Source organism: Geodermatophilus africanus (assembly GCF_900107105.1).
Taxonomy (GTDB): Bacteria; Actinomycetota; Actinomycetes; order Mycobacteriales; family Geodermatophilaceae; genus Geodermatophilus; species Geodermatophilus africanus.
Window position 1 is genome coordinate 392,791 of the sequence record NZ_FNOT01000005.1, and the last position, 17,307, is coordinate 410,097.

Annotated in this window: 15 protein-coding genes; 8 read left to right on the top strand and 7 right to left on the bottom strand. The window is 76.5% G+C overall.

Annotation, left to right across the window (positions count from 1 at the left end):
• Nucleotides 1–72 precede the first annotated feature (72 nt).
• Complete coding sequence (locus BLW63_RS12050) at nt 73–1,635, bottom strand: helix-turn-helix domain-containing protein (protein ID WP_244522525.1); 1,563 nt, start codon at nt 1,633–1,635, stop codon at nt 73–75.
• Nucleotides 1,636–1,715: 80 nt separating this feature from the next.
• Between BLW63_RS12050 and BLW63_RS12055 the strand changes: the two genes are divergently transcribed.
• Nucleotides 1,716–2,465, top strand: coding sequence for an SDR family oxidoreductase (locus tag BLW63_RS12055; protein ID WP_091155930.1), 750 nt, complete (start codon nt 1,716–1,718; stop codon nt 2,463–2,465).
• Nucleotides 2,466–2,551: 86 nt separating this feature from the next.
• A complete protein-coding gene (locus BLW63_RS12060) occupies nt 2,552–3,472 on the top strand; it encodes a DMT family transporter (protein ID WP_091155934.1) in 921 nt (306 codons plus the stop codon).
• 2 nt (nt 3,473–3,474) lie between these two features.
• Here BLW63_RS12060 and BLW63_RS12065 read toward each other — a convergent pair whose 3' ends face one another.
• Nucleotides 3,475–4,353 (bottom strand): universal stress protein, encoded by an 879-nt coding sequence (locus BLW63_RS12065; protein ID WP_091155938.1) that lies wholly within the window; start codon nt 4,351–4,353, stop codon nt 3,475–3,477.
• 111 nt (nt 4,354–4,464) lie between these two features.
• Between BLW63_RS12065 and BLW63_RS12070 the strand changes: the two genes are divergently transcribed.
• Nucleotides 4,465–5,472: an Acg family FMN-binding oxidoreductase gene (locus BLW63_RS12070; RefSeq protein WP_091155942.1), complete on the top strand. Its 1,008-nt coding sequence runs from the start codon at nt 4,465–4,467 to the stop codon at nt 5,470–5,472.
• Nucleotides 5,473–5,538: 66 nt separating this feature from the next.
• Here BLW63_RS12070 and BLW63_RS12075 read toward each other — a convergent pair whose 3' ends face one another.
• From BLW63_RS12075 to BLW63_RS12090, 4 genes are all read right to left on the bottom strand, one after another.
• Nucleotides 5,539–6,333 (bottom strand): DUF998 domain-containing protein, encoded by a 795-nt coding sequence (locus tag BLW63_RS12075; RefSeq protein WP_091155945.1) that lies wholly within the window; start codon nt 6,331–6,333, stop codon nt 5,539–5,541.
• Nucleotides 6,321–6,734, bottom strand: coding sequence for a hypothetical protein (locus BLW63_RS12080; RefSeq protein ID WP_244522526.1), 414 nt, complete (start codon nt 6,732–6,734; stop codon nt 6,321–6,323). Before BLW63_RS12080 ends, BLW63_RS12075 begins: the two co-directional genes overlap by 13 nt.
• 44 nt (nt 6,735–6,778) lie before the next feature.
• Nucleotides 6,779–6,979, bottom strand: coding sequence for a hypothetical protein (locus tag BLW63_RS12085; protein WP_091156287.1), 201 nt, complete (start codon nt 6,977–6,979; stop codon nt 6,779–6,781).
• A gap of 92 nt (nt 6,980–7,071) precedes the next feature.
• Nucleotides 7,072–7,386 (bottom strand): hypothetical protein, encoded by a 315-nt coding sequence (locus BLW63_RS12090; RefSeq protein ID WP_244522527.1) that lies wholly within the window; start codon nt 7,384–7,386, stop codon nt 7,072–7,074.
• A gap of 229 nt (nt 7,387–7,615) precedes the next feature.
• On the opposite strand from BLW63_RS12090, the gene BLW63_RS12095 reads away from it, so the two are divergent.
• The gene (locus BLW63_RS12095; protein WP_244522528.1) at nt 7,616–10,222 is read left to right on the top strand and encodes an ExeM/NucH family extracellular endonuclease; all 2,607 of its coding nucleotides are present in this window, start codon (nt 7,616–7,618) and stop codon (nt 10,220–10,222) included.
• A 118-nt stretch (nt 10,223–10,340) separates the two neighbouring features.
• On the opposite strand, the gene malQ is transcribed toward BLW63_RS12095, so the two are convergent.
• Nucleotides 10,341–12,176: a 4-alpha-glucanotransferase gene (malQ, locus tag BLW63_RS12100; RefSeq protein WP_091155954.1), complete on the bottom strand. Its 1,836-nt coding sequence runs from the start codon at nt 12,174–12,176 to the stop codon at nt 10,341–10,343.
• Between the two features lie 131 nt (nt 12,177–12,307).
• Between malQ and BLW63_RS12105 the strand changes: the two genes are divergently transcribed.
• The 4 genes from BLW63_RS12105 (at nt 12,308) to BLW63_RS12120 (ending at nt 17,207) form a co-directional block, all read left to right on the top strand.
• Nucleotides 12,308–13,975, top strand: coding sequence for a thiamine pyrophosphate-binding protein (locus tag BLW63_RS12105; protein WP_091155957.1), 1,668 nt, complete (start codon nt 12,308–12,310; stop codon nt 13,973–13,975).
• A gap of 34 nt (nt 13,976–14,009) precedes the next feature.
• On the top strand, nt 14,010–14,915 hold the full coding sequence (locus tag BLW63_RS12110) for a helix-turn-helix domain-containing protein (protein WP_091155961.1): 906 nt from the start codon (nt 14,010–14,012) through the stop codon (nt 14,913–14,915).
• Between the two features lie 3 nt (nt 14,916–14,918).
• Complete coding sequence (locus BLW63_RS12115) at nt 14,919–15,557, top strand: hypothetical protein (protein WP_091155965.1); 639 nt, start codon at nt 14,919–14,921, stop codon at nt 15,555–15,557.
• A 99-nt stretch (nt 15,558–15,656) separates the two neighbouring features.
• Nucleotides 15,657–17,207, top strand: a complete 1,551-nt coding sequence (locus tag BLW63_RS12120; RefSeq protein ID WP_139263529.1) for a putative bifunctional diguanylate cyclase/phosphodiesterase — start codon at nt 15,657–15,659, stop codon at nt 17,205–17,207.
• Nucleotides 17,208–17,307 lie beyond the last annotated feature (100 nt).

Genomic DNA, 17,307 nt, shown 5'->3' on the forward strand with positions numbered 1-17,307 from the left:
GGCGCGAGATCTGCACAGTGGCCGTCATCGAGGCGCTGATGCCCGCCACTGTGCAGACTCGCGCAGCCTTCCTCAGTCGTGGAAGACCTCGATGCGGGCGCCCATCTCCACCAGCCGCTCGTAGAGCTGCTCGTAGCCACGGGCGATGATGTCGACGTTGCGCAGCACCGACGTCCCCTTGGCCGCGAGCATCGCCAGCAGGATGCAGACCGCCGGGCGCAGCGCCGGCGGGCAGACCACCTCGGCACTCGACCAGCGCGTCGGGCCGCTGACCAGGACCCGGTGGGGGTCGAGCAGCCGGACGTCGGCGCCGAGCCGGGTCAGGTCGGAGAGGTGGATCGCCCGGTTGTCGTAGACCCAGTCGTGGATGAGCGTCGAGCCGGTCGCCGCGGCGGCGATGACGGCGAAGAACGGCAGGTTGTCGATGTTGAGGCCCGGGAACGGCATCGGGTGGATCTTGTCGATCGGCGCCTTGAGCGGCGACGGCGAGATGGTGACGTCGGCCAGCCGGGTGTGCCCGTTGGCGGCCAGGTACTCCGGGGAGAGGCTGTAGCGCAGCCCCATCTCGGCGAGGGTGGCCAGCTCCACCTCGAGGAACTCGATGGGTGCGCGGCAGACGGTCAGCTCGGAGTCGGTGACGATGCCGGCGGTCAGCAGGCTCATGGCCTCCACCGGGTCCTCGCTGATCGTGTAGTCGACGTCGGCGTCGAGCACCGGCCGCCCGCGGACGACCAGGGTGGTGGTGCCCAGCCCCTCGATGCCGACGCCGAGCAGCTGCAGGTACAGGCAGAGGTCCTGGACCATGTAGTTGGAGCTGGCGTTGCGGATCGTCGTCGTCCCGTCGGTGCGGGCGGCGGCCAGCAGCGCGTTCTCGGTGACGGTGTCGCCCCGCTCGGTCAGCACGATGGTGCGGTCGAAGCTGCCGGGCGCGGTGACCGCGGCGTGGTAGCTACCGCCGCGGGCCTCGACCTCCAGGCCGAAGGGGCGCAGCGCGATCATGTGCGGCTCGACGGTGCGGGTGCCCAGGTCGCAGCCGCCCGCGTAGGGCAGGTCGAACGACGGCGCCCGGTGCAGCAGCGGGCCGAGGAACATGATGATGCTGCGGGTCCGGCGGGCGGCGTCGGCGTCGATGCCGGCGAGGTCGAGCTCGTCGGGGACGGCGAGGGTGAGGTCGCGGCCGGCGCCGTCCCAGGTCGCCGAGACGCCGATCGAGCGGAGCACGTCGAGGATGCGCTCCACCTCGACGATGCGGGCGACGTTGCGCAGCGTCGTCCGGCCGCGGTTGAGCAGCGCCGCGCACAGCAGCGCCACGGCGGCGTTCTTCGAGGACTTGACGACCACGCTGCCGCGCAGCGGCACGCCGCCGGTGACCCGCAGGTGGGTGGGCCCGGACGGACCGACGCTGAACAGCTCGCGCTCGAGGGCCTCGGAGAGCCGGCCGAGCAGCTCGAGGGTGAGGTTCTGCCCGCCCTGCTCGATGCGGGCGACGGCGCTCTGGCTGGTGCCCAGCCGCTCGGCGAGCTGCTGCTGGGTCAGCCCGCGGTGCCGCCGGGCGTCGCGGACGAGCGTGCCGATGCGCTGCATGGCCGTCGCCTCGGGGGCCGGGGTGGAGGTCGTCGGTTCGGTGGCCGTCACGAGCGGTCACGGTATCTCGCCTGTGAGATGGCGGCGGGTCCGCCGCGCCGGGACGGACCGGTCCGGCCAGACTGCCGGGCATGGACGTTCTGGTGACGGGAGGGACGGGGCGGCTCGGCCGGCTGGTCGTCGAGCGCCTGGGGGACGGCGGCTCCCGGGTGCGGCAGATGTCGCGGCGCGGGACCGGCCCCGGCGGCGTGCGCGGCGACCTGGCGACCGGCCGCGACCTGCCCGCGGCGCTGGCCGGCGCGGAGGTCGTCGTGCACGCGGCGAGCGACGCGCGGGGGGACTACTGGGAGGCCGACGTCGCCGGCACCCGGCGGCTGGTGCAGGCGGTGGACCGGGACCGGCTGCGGCACCTGGTGTTCGTCTCCATCGTCGGCGTCGACCGCATCCCCTACGGCTACTACCACGCCAAGTACGCCGCGGAGCAGGTGCTGCTGGCCTCGGGGCTGCCGGTGACGCTGCTGCGCGTCACCCAGTTCCACGACTTCGTCGACCAGCTGCTGGCCACGGCCCGGCGCGGCCCGGTGCTGCCGGTGCCGATGGGCTGGCGGCTGCAGCCGGTCGACGTCGGCGAGGTCGCCGCGCACACCGCGGAGGTGGCACTCGGCGCGCCGGCCGGGGACGTCGTCGAGTACGGCGGGCCCGAGGAGCTGACCGCGGCGGAGGTCGCGCGGGCGTGGGCGGCGATCCGCGAGCCGAACGCCCACGTGGTGGCCACCCCGGTGCCCGGCCGGCTCTCGGCCGCGATCCGCGACGGGGGTGCGCTGCCCACGCGTGGCGCCCGCGGGCGGCGCACCTACGCCGAGCACCTGCGCGCCGGATAGCAGCACTCCTGCCCGAAACCGCAACGGGCAGGACGGCGTCCGGAAACCGCCGGTGGCGGGCGGGGGCACCGACCTAGGGTCACTGCGTGCCCCGCCGTGCCGCCGTCCCCGTGCTCGCCGCCGTCGTCGTCACCGTGTTCGCCTGGGCGTCGGCCTTCGTCGCCATCCGCGCAGTGGGGGCCGACCTCTCACCGGGGGCGCTGGCGCTGGGCCGGCTGCTGGTCGGCACCGCGGCGCTCGGCCTGCTGCTCGCCGCCGCCGGCCGGCCGTGGGTGGCGCCCACCCGGCGGGAGTGGGGTCTGCTCGCGGTCTGCGGGGTCGGCTGGTTCGGCGTCTACAACGTGGCGCTCAACGCGGCCGAGCAGCACCTGGACGCCGGGACGACGGCGATGCTGGTCAACGTCGGGCCGATCCTCATCGCCGTCCTCGCCGGGCTGCTGCTGGGCGAGGGCTTCCCGCGGTGGCTGGTCGCGGGCCTGGCGGTCGCGTTCACGGGCGTGCTGCTCATCGGACTGGCCACCCGCGGCGCCGAGGCCGACGTGCTCGGCGTGGTGCTGTGCCTGGTCGCCGCCGTCACCTACGCCGCCGGGGTCGTCGCGCAGAAGCCCGTGCTGCGGCGGCTGCCCCCGTTGCAGGTCACGGCCACGGCGTGCGCCATCGGGGCGCTGTGCTGCCTGCCCTGGGCCGGGTCGCTGGTCGCGGAGCTGGGCACCGCCTCACCCGGTTCGGTGGCCGGCCTGGTCTACCTGGGCGTGGTGCCGACCGCGCTGGCCTTCAGCACGTGGGCCTACGCGCTGGCCCGCACCGACGCCGGGCGGCTGGGGGTGACCACCTACCTGGTGCCGCCGCTGGTCGTCCTGATGGGCTGGCTGCTGCTCGACGAGGTGCCGGCCGCGCTGGCCGTGGCCGGCGGGGCGGTGTGCCTGGCCGGCGTGGCCCTGTCGCGCCTGCGCCCGGCGGCGCGGCGGCCCGACCCGGAGGTGCGGCGGGCCGCCGCGAGCGTCTGAGCTCAGCCGGCCGGGCGCGACGGGACGACGAGCACCGGCCGGTGCGCGCAGTGCAGCAGCGCGCGGGTCACGTGCCCGACCAGGGTGTCGCGCGAGCCCCCGCGGCCGCGGCTCCCCATGACGACCACCGCCGCACCGCGGCGCGCGGCCTCGTCGGCCAGGGTCGACGCGGTGGCCCGCGGCCGGCCGGACCGACCGGCGCAGCGGACGGTGACCAGCTCGGTGCCCTCGACGGGAGACGGGGCGGGGGAGCCCTCGGACTCCTCCACGGCGACCATCAGCCGCCGACGGTGGGAGAGCAGCTCGGTGGCCGCCGTGAGTGCCCGACGGGAGTGCTCCGAGCCGTCGGTGCCGACGACGACCGGTCCGGACTCGACCGCCGTCCACTCGACCGTGGTCAGCGGGTGCGGGACGACGAGCACCGGCACGGGGCTGACGTGCACGACCAGCTCCGAGACGCTGCCCATGGAGGCGCGCATGCCGCTCATCCCGCGCGAGCCGACGACCATGAGGTCGGCGTCGAGCTCCTCGGCGGTGCGGGCGAACTGGTAGCCGTCCCCACCGAAGGTGCGCTTGACCAGGGGTTCCGCGTCCCACCCCGCGGCCTGCGCCAGCTTCACGCCGTTGCGGGCCAGCCGGTCGGCCTCGGCCCTGCCCTCGGTCTCCAGCAGCCGGCCCAGCGCCTCCGCGTTGGCGGCGCGTTCCATGACGCGGTGCCGCAGCTCGGGGGAGGTGAACGGCGGCTCCCACAGGTTCAGGATCGACGCGGTGGCCGAGGGCAGGAGCGCGGCAGCCGCCTCGATCGCGTTCACCGCGCTGGGCGAACCGTCGTAGCCGACCAGGACGTGCAGCGTCCGGACACCCGTGTCAGGTGCACTCATGGCGGCATCCTGCTCCGTCCGGCGCGTTCCCGGGAGGGCCCCGGGACAGTCGACCTGCGGCGGCGGATGCACTAGGCAGGGGAGTGGAGCTTCTGGACGCTGAGGAGCGGGATGACCGAGGAGCAGTGGACGGCGGTGGTGGCGGCGGCCACCCGAGCGCCGTCGGTGCACAACACCCAGCCCTGGCGGTTCACCGCCTCCGGCGACCGGCTGGAGCTGCACCGCGATCCGGAGCGCGCGCTGCCGGTGCTGGACCCGACCGGCCGGCAGCAGGTGATCAGCTGCGGCGTGGCCGCCGAGTTCGCCGCCGTGGCGCTGCGCGCGGCCGGCGTCGAGGCGGAGGTCGAGCTGCTGCCGACGGCGGCGCGCCCCGACCACCTGGCGACCGTGCGCGCCGGGGCGCCGCGCGAGGTCGCGCCCCCCGACGCCGATCTGGCCGAGGCGATCGGCCGGCGGCACACCGAGCGGGCGCCGTTCCTGCCGCGCGCCGTCCCCGAGGGGGTGCTGGAGCGGATGCAGGTCGACGCCGGGCCGCTCGGTGTCTGGGTCAAGACGGTCACCGGCTCCGAGGCGGAGGTCGCCACCGCCTTCCTCGTCTCCCGCGCCGAGGAGCTCGAGCGCGGCGATCCCGAGTACCTCGCCGAGCTCGAGCGGTGGCTGCGCACCGACCCGGCGGCGGTGGACGGCATCCCGGTCGGCGCCGTCCCGGAGGACGACCCCACGACGCGGCCGTCGAACTGGCTGGTCCGCGACTTCGTCGCCGGCCACCGCGCGCCGCACACCTTCCTCCCGGCCGGCGACCCGGCGGCGCCCCCGCCGGAGGTGGAGCGGCCCACCGTCGTCCTGCTGGGGACCGAGGGCGACGACCGGACGGCATGGCTGCTGGCCGGGCGGGCGCTGGGCCGGCTGCTGCTCACCGCGACGGTCGAGGGGCTGGCCACCTCGCCGTTGACCCAGGCACTGGACTGGCCGGCGACCCGCACCCGGATGCGCGCCCGGCTCTCGCTGGTCGGCTACCCGCAGATGCTGCTGCGGATGGGGTACCCGTCGACGTCCGACGGCCCCGTCTCGGGACGGCGCCCGGTCGGCGAGGTGCTCCGCTTCGAGCCCGCGACGTGACGTCAGCGGCCCCCTGCAGGGGCCCGCCGCGAGCTCGCGAGTGGCGGGGGGCAGGGGGTCCTTCTTTCAATCGCGGCGGCGGGAGGCGGCCCAGGGGTCCTCGGGGTCGAAGTCGTCGTCGGGCTCGACGTCGGGCTGCGGCCGGGTCGGCTCGGGGCGGGTGGCGGCCTCCAGTGCGGCGTCCCGCTCGCGGTCCCGCTCGGCGCGCTCGGCGCGTTCCCGGGCGCGCAGCTCCCGAAGGGAGGGCCCCGGCCGGGTCGCCGGGCGCCGGCCGAGCGCCCACAGCCCGGCGCCGGCGAGTGCCAGGCCGATCGGGATGGGGTACGCCGAGGCCCGTTCGGTGCCGCCCTCGCCGAGGAACGACGTGATGCCGAGGGCGAAGAAGACCGTCATCGCGGTGCTCAGCAGGCCCAGGAGCGCCAGCGCCGTCCCGAGGCCCTCCGAGCGCGGCCGGACGGCGTAGGCCAGCGCGAGGAGGCCGAGCCCGCCGCCGACGAAGTGCAGCCCGGCACCGGCCTGGTGCAGGTCCTCCTGGCCGCCGAGCGGGAACAGCCCGACGAGGACGACGCCGACGGCGGCCGCGGTGAGGAAGGCGGGCACCAGCCGGCCGCCGAGTCCGGTCAGCGCGGGGCGGAGGAGGACCGCGCCGGCGCCGATGAGCACGCCCTGGGCGACGAACGAGGCGTTCATCAGCAGCGGTGCCGCGGAGGCCGGCGTCCCCAGGTCGCTGATGAGGTCGTCGGCGCGGCTGTAGCCGCCCCCGGTCCGCAGCTGCACGACGGTCTCGACGACGAAGAACTGCAGGGTCAGCAGCCAGGCGATCGCGCCCCAGCGGTACCGGGTGGGAGTCACACCGGCCATGGTCCCAGCGCGGCGTCGGTGCCCGGGGGCAGGTGCGCGAGGACGGCGGCGTATTGGTCGGGGGACAGCCAGGACGGGTTGCTGCCGGCGGGCATCCGCAGCACCTCGGCATCGCGGGCGGCCGGGTCGGCCAGCAGGTCGGCGCGGGCGACGGGGGAGGGCAGCCGGGTGAGGCGGACGGGGACGACGGGTCCGCCGTCGCGCTCCTCGGGCCCGCCGGTGACCCCGCCGAGCGCGTGCACGCCGGGAGCGGTCCGGCCGCTCACCCACAGCAGGCACGGCTGGCCGGGGCGCAGGAGGTCCAGCCGGTAGGAGCGGCGCACGCAGCGGGTCAGCTCGTGGGCCGCGCCCACCCGCCAGCCGGGCTCGATCAGCTCCGGCGGGCGGGTGGACTTGAGCACCCAGCAGGCGACGTCCCCCGGCCCCAGGCGGGCGACGGCGTCCCTCAGTCCGTGGCCGAGTGCAGGTCGGCGCCCGCGGGGTCGGCGTCGTCGGCGTCCACCATCTGCCGCTCCTGCTCGGTGCGGTGCTGCAGGGCGTCGTCGTTGGGCCGCGCGTAGCCCCCCGCGTGCTCCTGGCGGTCGCGCGGGGCGGACTCGGACGTGTCCATGACGTCGTCGAGGTTCGGGCGGTCGGGCTCGCTCACGGTCTTCTCCACTTCGTCGGGGTGGTGCGTCCTTCGTCGGGGTGGTGCGTCGGGAGAGGCCATAGCCACCCGGGGACGGCGGTAACCCGTGCTCAGCGTTGCTCGAGCAGAGCGGCGGGCACCCAGGCCTCGACGAGCACGGTGCCCTGGGGCGCGGCGACGGCGTAGGTGACCCGGCCGGACCAGCCGCTCTCGCCCTGCCGCCACTCGACGAGCAGCCCCGGCCACACGCCGGGCGCGCCGGGCGGGTCGTGGACCCAGCAGTGTCGGCCGCGCGCCCGGTCCGGCCGGCTCGCGGGGGTCGACGGGGGTGGAGGTGCGGGGGGCTCCTGCGTGCCCACCCCCGACCGCGCCGCGCGCTCACCGAGGGAGCGCCCGGACCGCCCGGGGTGCATGCCGCCAGCCACGCGCAGAGTGTTGCACGAGGTCGAACGCCTGTTCGACACGAGAGACCGGTCGGAGCCGAAGGGGACCGGGCCGGACGACGCCCGCGCCGGAACTCCCGCGGGTTCCCCCGACGGGGACGACAGTCCGCCGAGAGGCGCGTCATCAACCGGTCACGTAAACGTGACGACCGTATCCACGCGGCGCTGCCCGCATCGGATCGTCACCGACGTCCACCGGAGGTCAGTCCCCGTGCACCCACCGATCCGTCCGGGCCGCGGCGCCGCACACGCCGCCGTCGGCGTCACCGCCGTCTCCCTCGCCGTCGCCGGCCTGCCGGCCGTGGCGTCGGCCGCGCCGTCCGAGCCGTACACCTCGGAGCTCCACTACGACGACGCCGGTGCCGACGCCGGCGAGTTCGTCGAGATCACGCTCCCGCCCGGCACCACGTCGGCGGGCCTGACGGTCGTCCTCTACAACGGCTCCGACGGCACGCCCTACGCGACGCTGGACCCGGAGGACGTCACCGCGCCGGCCGACGGCTGGGCGGCGGTGTCGGTCCCCGCCGCCGGGCTCCAGAACGGCAGCCCGGACGGCCTGGCCCTGGTGCGGGACGCCACGGTGCTGGAGTTCCTCTCCTACGAGGGCGTCCTCACCGCCACGGCCGGGCGGGCGGGCGGTGCGACCAGCACGGACATCGGCGTCGCGGAGAACGGCGTCCCGGAGGGGCACTCGCTGTCCCGGCTGGTCGACACCAGGACCGGCGAGCTGGTCTGGCAGGCCGCGGCGCCCGGCGCCGGCGGCACGGTCAACCCGACCACGACGAGCCCACCGCCGACCGACCCCTGCGCCGTGCCCCCGACGCACCCGGTCGGCGCGGTCCAGGGCAGCGGCCCGGGCACGCCGCTGGCCGGGCGGACGGTCACCGTCCGCGGCACGGTCGTGGGCGACCTGCAGGGGCCCGACGGCCTGGAGGGCTTCCACCTGCAGGACGCCGGGGACGGCGACCCCGCCACGTCCGACGGCGTCTTCGTGCTCAGCACCGTCCCGGTCGCGCTCGGCGACGAGGTCGCGGTCACCGGTGTGCCCAGCGAGTCCTTCGGACAGACGCAGCTCACCGCGCCCACCGGCGTCGCCACCTGCGCCGACGACCTGCTGCCCGGGCCCGTGCCGGCGTCGCTCGACCTGCCCGCCGACGACGCCGCCCGCGAGCAGCTCGAGGGCATGCTGGTCGAGCCCGTCGACGCGCTGACCGTCAGCGAGGTCTTCGCGCTCACCCGGTTCGGCGAGCTGACCCTCTCGGAGGGCGGCGTGCTGGTGCAGCCCACCGAGGTCGCCCGGCCGGGCACCCCGGAGGCCGCCGCGGTCGCCACCGGGAACGCCGCGCGCCGGGTGCTGCTCGACGACGGCCGGGACGACTCCCGGTCCCTCACCGACCGGCCGTACCTGTCCCCGGACAGCCCGGTGCGCGTCGGCGACGTCCTGGACCTCACCGAGCCGCTCGTCCTCGGCTACGGCTTCGGCCGGTGGCGGTTCCAGCCTGCCGACGGCACGGCGGACGGCGTGTTCGCGCCGCAGGACACCCGCACCGAGGCCCCCCGCGTGGTCGGCGGCGACGTCCGGCTGGCCACCTTCAACGTGCTCAACTACTTCCTCACCCTCGGCGGTGGGGGTCGCGGCGCCGACACGCCGGAGGAGTTCGAGGACCAGGCCGGCAAGATCGTCCCGGCCATCGGGGCGCTGGGCGCCGACGTCGTCACGCTGCTGGAGATCGAGGACACCGACTCCACCGGCCTGACCCCCGGCGACGCCGACACCGCGCTGGCCGACCTCGTCGGGCGGCTCAACGACGCCGCGGACGCGGACGTGTGGGCGTACGTGCCGCTGCCGGAGGAGCCCTACGCCGTCCCGCGCGACGCCATCCGCAGCGGCATCGTCTACCGCACCGACCGCGTCCAGCCGGTGGGCGACCCGGCCGGTCTGGTCGACGAGCGTGTGTGGGCCAACGCCCGCGAGCCGCAGGCGCAGACATTCGTCGCGGACGGGGACGCCTTCACCGTGGTGGCCAACCACTTCAAGTCCAAGAGCCCCGGTGACGCCACCGGCGACAACGTCGACACCGGTGACGGGCAGGGTCAGTGGAACGGCGACCGGGTCCGGCAGGCCCGCTCCGTCGCGGCCTTCGCCGCGGATCTGGCGCAGCGCACCGGCGACCCGGACGTCGTCCTGATGGGCGACCTCAACGCCTACAGCCGCGAGGACCCGGTCGAGGAGCTGCGCGCGGCCGGGTACACCGACCTCGGCGAGCGGTTCGACCCCGGCCGCTACAGCTACGTCTTCGACGGGCTGTCGGGCTCGCTGGACCACGCCATGGCCACCGCGGCGCTGACCGGCAAGGTCACCGGCGTCGCGCACTGGGACGTCAACTCGGTCGAGTCGTCGGCCTACCAGTACGACGGCGACCCGGCGCTCTACGCCGCCGACCCGTACCGGTCCAGCGACCACGACTCGCTGGTCGTCGGGATCGACCTCGACGAGCGGTGCCACGGCCTGGTGCCGACCGTCCGCGGCACCCCCGGCCACGACGAGCTCACCGGCACCGACGGCGTCGACGTCGTCATGGGCCTGGGCGGGGACGACGTGCTGCGCGGCGGCAACGGGGACGACGTCCTCTGCGGCGGGGCCGGTGCGGACGCCGTCGCCGGGGACAACGGCGCCGACGTCCTGCTCGGCGGCCTGGGCGACGACGCCCTCGACGGCGGCAACGGTGACGACACGCTGGTCGGCGGTCCCGGCCAGGACGCCCTCGAGCAGGGGCGGGGCAGCGGCACCCGGCAGCTGGAGGGCCCGGAGTCCTGACGAAGGACCCTCCTGCCCCCCACCGCTCGCAGGCTCACGGCGGGCCCCTGCAGGAGGGCCGTTCCATCACGTCACCCGGCCGGCGCGAGCCTTCCTTCCCCGCCGGACGGCGGGTCGCTCAGGAGCCCGTGACGCCCTCGGCCAGCGTCCGGGCCACCTCCTGCAGCAGCCGGTGCCCAGGCAGGTCCTCGACCGGCACCGGCAGCGGCAGCGACCAGTTCGGCCGGTCGGTGGTGCCGGGCATGTTCGGCCGGCGCCGCTCGCCGACGGCGTCGTCCAGGGTGGCCGAGAGCAGCAGCGACGGCGCCTGGGCGAGCAGCTCGTGCGCCCGCCGCACCGCCGTCTCGGGCCGGGCGTTCTTCCGCAGGCCCGGCAGCTTCTCCAGCAGCGACGCCCGGCCGCGCTCGAGCTCCTCGTCGGTCCCGGTGCCGCGCTCGCGCTGCTCCTCGAGGTCCGCGCCGGTCCACAGCCCGGCCACGGTGGGCAGGTCGTGCGTGGTGATGGCGGCCATCGCCTCGTCGGGCCACTCGGCAGGGTCGTCGTCCTCGAACCACAGCAGCCGGTAGCTGAGGATGCCGTGCTCGGCCATGGCCTCGCGGACGCCCTCCTCGACGGTGCCCAGGTCCTCGCCGACGACGACGGCCTGCGCCCGGAAGCTCTCCAGCGCGACGATGTCGAGCAGGTCCTCGGCGGGGTAGCGGACGTAGGCGCCGTCGGCCGGGCTGGCCGCGTCCGACGGCACCCACCACAGCCGGAACAGGCCCATCACGTGGTCGATGCGCAGGCCACCCGCGCCGGCCATCGTGGCCCGGATCGACTCGACGAACGGCTCGTAGTCGGCGGCGCGCAGCTGCCAGGGGACCAGCGGCGGGGAGCCCCAGTCCTGGCCCTGGGCGTTGAAGGCGTCCGGCGGGGCGCCGACGCTGGCGCCCTGGGCCAGCACGTCCTGCCAGGTCCAGGCGTCGGCGCCGCCGCCGGCGACCCCGATCGGCAGGTCCTGGATGACGGTCATGCCCTCGGTGGCCCGCTCCAGCTGCAGGGACAGGCACCACTGCAGCCAGGCGTGGAAGGCGACGTCGCGCTCGTGCTCGGCGACGAAGTCCCCGACGGCGTCGCTGCGGGGGTCGCGCAGCTCCTCGGGCCAGGTGTGCCAGTCCGGGCCGTGGACGTCGGCCAGCGCGCACCAGGTCGCCCAGTCCTGCAGCTTCTGGCCCTGGTGCCACCACCACTCGGGGAAGGCCGGGTCGTCGCGGCCGGCGGCGTCGAACACCCGGCGCAGCGCCTCCCGCTTGCGCGCCCAGACGGCGTCGCGGTCGATGAGCCCGCCGTCGTTGAGCGACCGGCCGGCCTCGCCGTCGAGGTCGACGCCGTCCGCGCCGGGCACCTCCTCGACCCGCAGGTAGACCGGGTTGCGGAACCGGCGGGTGGCCGGCAGGTACGGGCTGGCCTCCTGCTGCGGGGTGGGGGCCACGGCGTGCAGCGGGTTGATGAGGACGAACCCGGCGCCCTGGTCCGCGGCCATCTCCCGGACGGCGCGCAGGTCGGCCAGGTCGCCGATGCCCCAGCTGCTCCCGCTGCGGGTGGCGTAGAGCTGCACCGCCCAGCCCCAGGCGCGGTCGTCGGGCAGCCAGCACCGGCCGGGGGAGACGACGAGCCGGCGGCGCGACCCGCCCGGGGCCTGCAGCCAGTGATAGCCGAGCGGGAAGTCGTCGGGCAGCTCGCCGTCGACGTGCCGGGTGGAGCCGTCCTCGAGGGTCACCTCGGCCTGGTCGACCTCCAGCGCGTCGCCGGGGCGGGCGACGATGGGGGCGCGGTCCTCGAGGTCGGCCGGCGGGGTGCCGATCACCTCGCGCAGCCGCTCGATGGTGGCCTCGGCGACCTGGTGTTCCTCGTCGAGGGCGTCGAGCCAGCTGGCGTCGATGCCCCACTCGTCGGTGGTGGGAGTGCGCGTCACGTCCCCGATACTCCCCAGCGCACCCGCCGCCCACACGGCAGGCCGGGAGTGGTGCCGCTCTCGGTCCGGTCGCGCCGCCCGGCCCGCGTCCGACAGCATCGACCCGACGTCCCGGCGGCCCCAGGAGAGCGATGAGACCCCAGCGCACCGCCACCGCGACGGGCGCGGACCACCTCGTCGCGGCCCTGCAGGACCTCGGCGTGGAGACGCTCTTCGGACTGCCCGGGGTGCACAACCTCGCCGTCTGGGAGGCGGCCGCCGCGGCCGGGCTGCGGGTGCTCGGCGTCCGGCACGAGCAGGCCGCCGTCTACGCGGCCGACGGGTACGCCCGCGCGACCGGCCGGCTGGGGGTGGCGGTCGTGACGACCGGCCCCGGCGCGGCGAACACCCTCGGCGCGACGGGCGAGGCCATGGCGTCGGGGGCGCCGGTGCTCGTGGTCGCCACCGACATCCCGTCGACGCTGCGGCGTCCCGGCGTCTACCGGGGCGTGCTGCACGAGACCCGCGACCAGGCGGCTCTGTTCGCGCAGGTCACCAAGGCCACCGTGGTGACCTCGGCGGCCGGGGAGCTGTACGCGGACACCGTCCGCGCCGGCTCGGCCGCGCTGCGCCCGGCCACGGGGCCGGTCCACCTCGGCGTGCCCACCGACCTCCTCGGCGCACCCGCGGGCGACGTGGCCCGCGCCCCGGTGCCGCCCACCCCGGAGCGGCCGGTGGACGACGACGAGCTGGCCCGCGCCCGCGAGCTGCTCGCCCGCGCCCGCCGCCCGCTGATCTGGGCCGGCGGCGGGGCGCTCCGGTCGGGCGCCGGCGACCTCGTCGGCGAGCTCGCCGGGCGGCTGGCCGCGCCCGTCGTCACCACCTTCGGCGGGCGCGGCCTGCTGCCGCCCGACCACCCGTGCCTGGTGCCCGGCCCGCCGCACGTCCCCGCGGTCGGCCGGCTGTGGGACGAGGCGGACCTGGTGGTCTCCCTGGGCAGCGACCTCGACGGCACCAACACCCAGAACTGGGCCATGCCGCGCCCGCCGGCGCTGCTGGCGGTCAACGTCGACCCCGCCGACGCCGCGAAGAACTACCCGGCCGACGCCGTGGTGACCGGCGACGTGGCCGCCGTGCTCGGCCGGCTGCTCGACGGCCTCCCGCAGCGGGACGGCCTGCCCGCCCTCCGCGCGGCCCGCGCCGCCCTGGCCGACGAGGTGCGGGCCCTGGTGGCGGCCGAGGAGCCGCAGGCGCGGGCGCTGCTCGACGCGCTCGACCGGGTGTCCGACCGGACCGGGGTGCTGCTCGCCGACATGTGCATCGCCGGCTACTGGGCGGCCGCCTTCGCCCGGGTGCCCGGACCGCGTCGGTTGGCCTACGCGCTCGGCTGGGGAACGCTGGGCTACGCCTTCCCGGCCGCCATCGGGGCGGCGGTCGCCGGCCGGGGCCGGGCCGTGGTCCTCGTAGGGGACGGCGGCTTCCTGTTCGCCTGCGGGGAGCTGGCCACCCTCGCCCAGGAGCAGCTGCCGGTCACCACCGTCCTCGTCGACGACGGCGGGTACGGGATGCTGCGGTTCGACCAGGTGCACGCCGGCGTCCCGACACGGGGCGTGGACCTGGTGACCCCCGACTTCGTCGCGCTCGCGCGGTCTTTCGGCGTCCCGGCCCGGGCGGTGGACGGCTTCGGCGCGGAGTTCGCGGCCGCGCTGGCGGAGAGCGTCGAGGCCCCCGGCCCCGACGTCCTCGTGGTGCGCGCCGCGCTCACCCCGCCGCCGTCCAGCTCGCCGCGCTGGTACCGGCGGCGCCCGGTCGCCTCTTGACCCTCCAGCGGCTGGAGGGTGCACCGTCGGCGGCGTGACCGGGACGGTGCTCACCATCGGCGAGCTGGCGGCGCGGCTCGGCGTCCCCGTGCGCACGGTCCGGTTCTGGTCCGACGAGGGGCTGGTCGACCCGCCGGCGCGCTCGGCCGGCGGCTACCGGCTCTACGACGCCGCGGCCGTGGCCCGGCTCGACCTGGTGTGCACCCTGCGCGAGCTGGGCCTGGGGCTGCCCGCCATCCGGGAGCTGCTGGCCCGGCGACGCACGGTGGCCGACGTGGCCGCCGAGCACATGCGCGCACTGGACGCCGAGATCCGGCTGCTGCGGCTGCGCCGCACCCTGCTGCGGTTCGTGGCCGCGGCGGGGACGACGACGGAGGAGATGGGGATCGTGCACGAGCTGGCCACGCTGTCGGCCCGCGAGCGGCAGCAGCTGATCGACGAGTTCGTCGGGCGGGCGTTCGAGGGGGTGCCCGAGGACGCGCCCGGCGCCGGCATCGCCGCCGGGATGCGGACGCTCCCGGCCGAGCTGCCCGACGAGCCGACGCCCGACCAGGTCGGCGCCTGGCTGGAGCTGGCGCGACTGGTGGCCGACCCCGCCTTCGCCGACCGCGTCCGGGAGATGGCGCTCGCCGGCCCGGGGGCGACCCCGGAGGAACCGGACCCGCTGGGCGCCCACGCCGGGCGCATGGTGTCGCTGGGGCGGCGGGCGCTGGCGGACGGCGTCGACCCCGGCAGCCCGGAGGCGGAGGCGCTGGTCGCCGAGTGGCTCGGCGAGGACGCCGGCCGACGGCGGCAGCTCGCCGACCGGCTGGCCACGTTCACCGACGCCCGGGTCGAGCGCTACTGGCAGCTGCTCGGCATCCTCAACGGCTGTCCGCCGTTCGAGCCGTCGGTCCCGGCCGTCGAGTGGTGGACGGCCGCGCTGCGCGGGGCAGACTGAGGCGTGTCCGTCTGGCTGCTGGTGCACCCGCCGCTGCTCGGCCCGGCGGTGCTGCAGCCGCTCGCGGAGGAGCTGCGGCGGCGAGGCGACACGGTGGCCGTCCCGGACCTGCGCGCGGCGGTGGCGACCGCGCCCGGCTGGCCGCAGCGCTGGGTCTCCGCCGCCGCCGCGGCCGGGCCGGCGGAGGTCGTCGTCGGGTTCTCGGGGGCGGGCATCGTGCTCCCGGCCGTCGCGGCCGCGGCCGGCGCGCGGCGGGTGGTGTGGCTCGACGCCGTCCTGCCGACCGGCACCTGGCCGGAGGAGATCCGGGAGCTCACCGGGCCCCGGGTGCGCGACGGCCGGATCGCCGACTGGACCACCTGGTGGGGGCCCGACGCGATGACCGGCCTGGTGCCCGACGAGCGGGTGCGGACGGCGGTGCTGGCCGAGGGCCACGAGCTGCCGGCCGACTTCTACGACGTCGCCGTCCCGGTGCCGGGGGAGTGGCCGGACGACGACGTCCGCTACGTCCACCTGTCGGCTGCCTACGGCGCCGAGGCCGCCGCCGCGCGGGCCCGCGGCTGGACGGTGGTCGGCGACGGCACCGGCGCGCACCTGGACGTGGCCAACGACCCCGGCCGGGTCGCGCACCTGCTCGGCTGATCGCGCTCACCCCTGGGGGTGACGGCCGGTCCGGACCGCTGGAGCCGGCACCTCCCGTGGCCGAAGACCGGCGGGTACACCCCCGACGGAAGGCCAGCAGTGGACGACGCACCGGCACGGCCCCCCGCCCGCGGCCTCCAGATCGCGGTCCTGTCCGGGGTGCTGGCGGCCGGTCTGGCCGCCGCGCACGTCGCCGTCGGGTCCGCGGCGACCGGCTTCGAGCAGGTCCTGCTGCACCTGCTGGTCAGCGGCACCACGGCCGCCGGCGCAGCGGCCCTCGCCGCCGGGCGGGTCCGCCGCACCGAGGCCGACCTGGCCCGGCTGGCCTTCTCCGACGTCCTGACCGGCCTGGCCAACCGGGCGCTGTTCACCGACCGGCTGGAACTCGCGCTGCGCCGTACCGCGCGCAGCGGCGGCGAGGTGGCCGTCGTCTTCCTCGACCTCGACGGCTTCAAGAGCGTCAACGACAGCCTCGGCCACGCCGCCGGGGACCGGCTCATCCGCGAGGTGGGCCGGCTGCTGCAGTCCGCCGTCCGTACCGAGGACACGCTGGCGCGGCTGGGCGGCGACGAGTTCGCGATCCTCGTCGAGCGCTCGCCCGGCGTGGAGGAGGCCATCCGGATCGCCGAGCGGGTGCTCGCCGCGCTCACCGTCCCCGTCGACCTGGGCGGGCAGCGGGTCACCGTCTCGGCGAGCATCGGCATCGCCACCGGGGACGTCGCGGCTACGGCGTCGTCCCTGCTGCGGGACGCCGACAACGCCATGTACTGGGCCAAGGGCTCGGGGCCGGGCCGCTACGTCGTCTTCAACCCGCAGATGCGCTCGGCGGCCGCGGAGCGCCGCCAGCTCGAGGCCGACCTGTGGGCGGCGGTGGCCGGCGGGCAGTTCCGGCTGGTCTACCAGCCCGTCGTCGACCTGGGCAGCGAGCGGGTCACCGGCTTCGAGGCGCTCCTCCGCTGGGACCACCCGACCCTCGGCGTCGTGCTGCCCGAGCGGTTCCTGCCGGTGGCCGAGGAGATCGGGCTGGTGCCCGAGATCGGCCGGTGGGTCGTCGGCGAGGCGTGCGCCGCCGCGGCCGCCTGGCGCCGCGACCACCCGGCCGCGGCCGACCTGTCGATGGCGGTCAACGTCTCGCCGTCGCAGCTCGGGTCGCCGGGGCTGCTCGAGGTCGTGCGGACGGCGCTGGAGAGCAGCGGGCTGCCGCCCGCCGCCCTGGTGCTGGAGCTGACCGAGTCGGTGCTGGTGCGCGACCCGGTGCTGGCCGCCGAGCGGCTGCACGAGCTGCGCAGCCTGGGCGTGCGGGTCGCCCTCGACGACTTCGGCACCGGCTACTCGTCGCTGTCGCACCTGCGGCAGTTCGCCGTCGACATCCTCAAGATCGACCGGTCGTTCGTCAGCACCATCGACGACGCCGAGTCGATGCCCGCGATCCTGCGCGGGCTGATCAACCTCGGGCACACCCTCGACCTGGAGATCGTCGCGGAGGGCATCGAGCAGGAGCGCCAGCGCACGCACCTGCGCGACGGACAGGTCGCGCTCGCGCAGGGCTACCTGTTCGCCGCGCCCCTGGACCACACCGACGCCGGGTTGCTGCTGCTCGGCGGCGCCAGCACGCCCACCGAGGGCACGGGGACCGCCGCTCCGGCCTGACGCCGGCGTCCCCGGGGCCGCACGGGCCGCACCGCCGTCTCGGCCTCGCCGTGGCGGTGATCATGGGGTTGTGGCTGCCTGCTGCGGCGCGGCCGCGCGT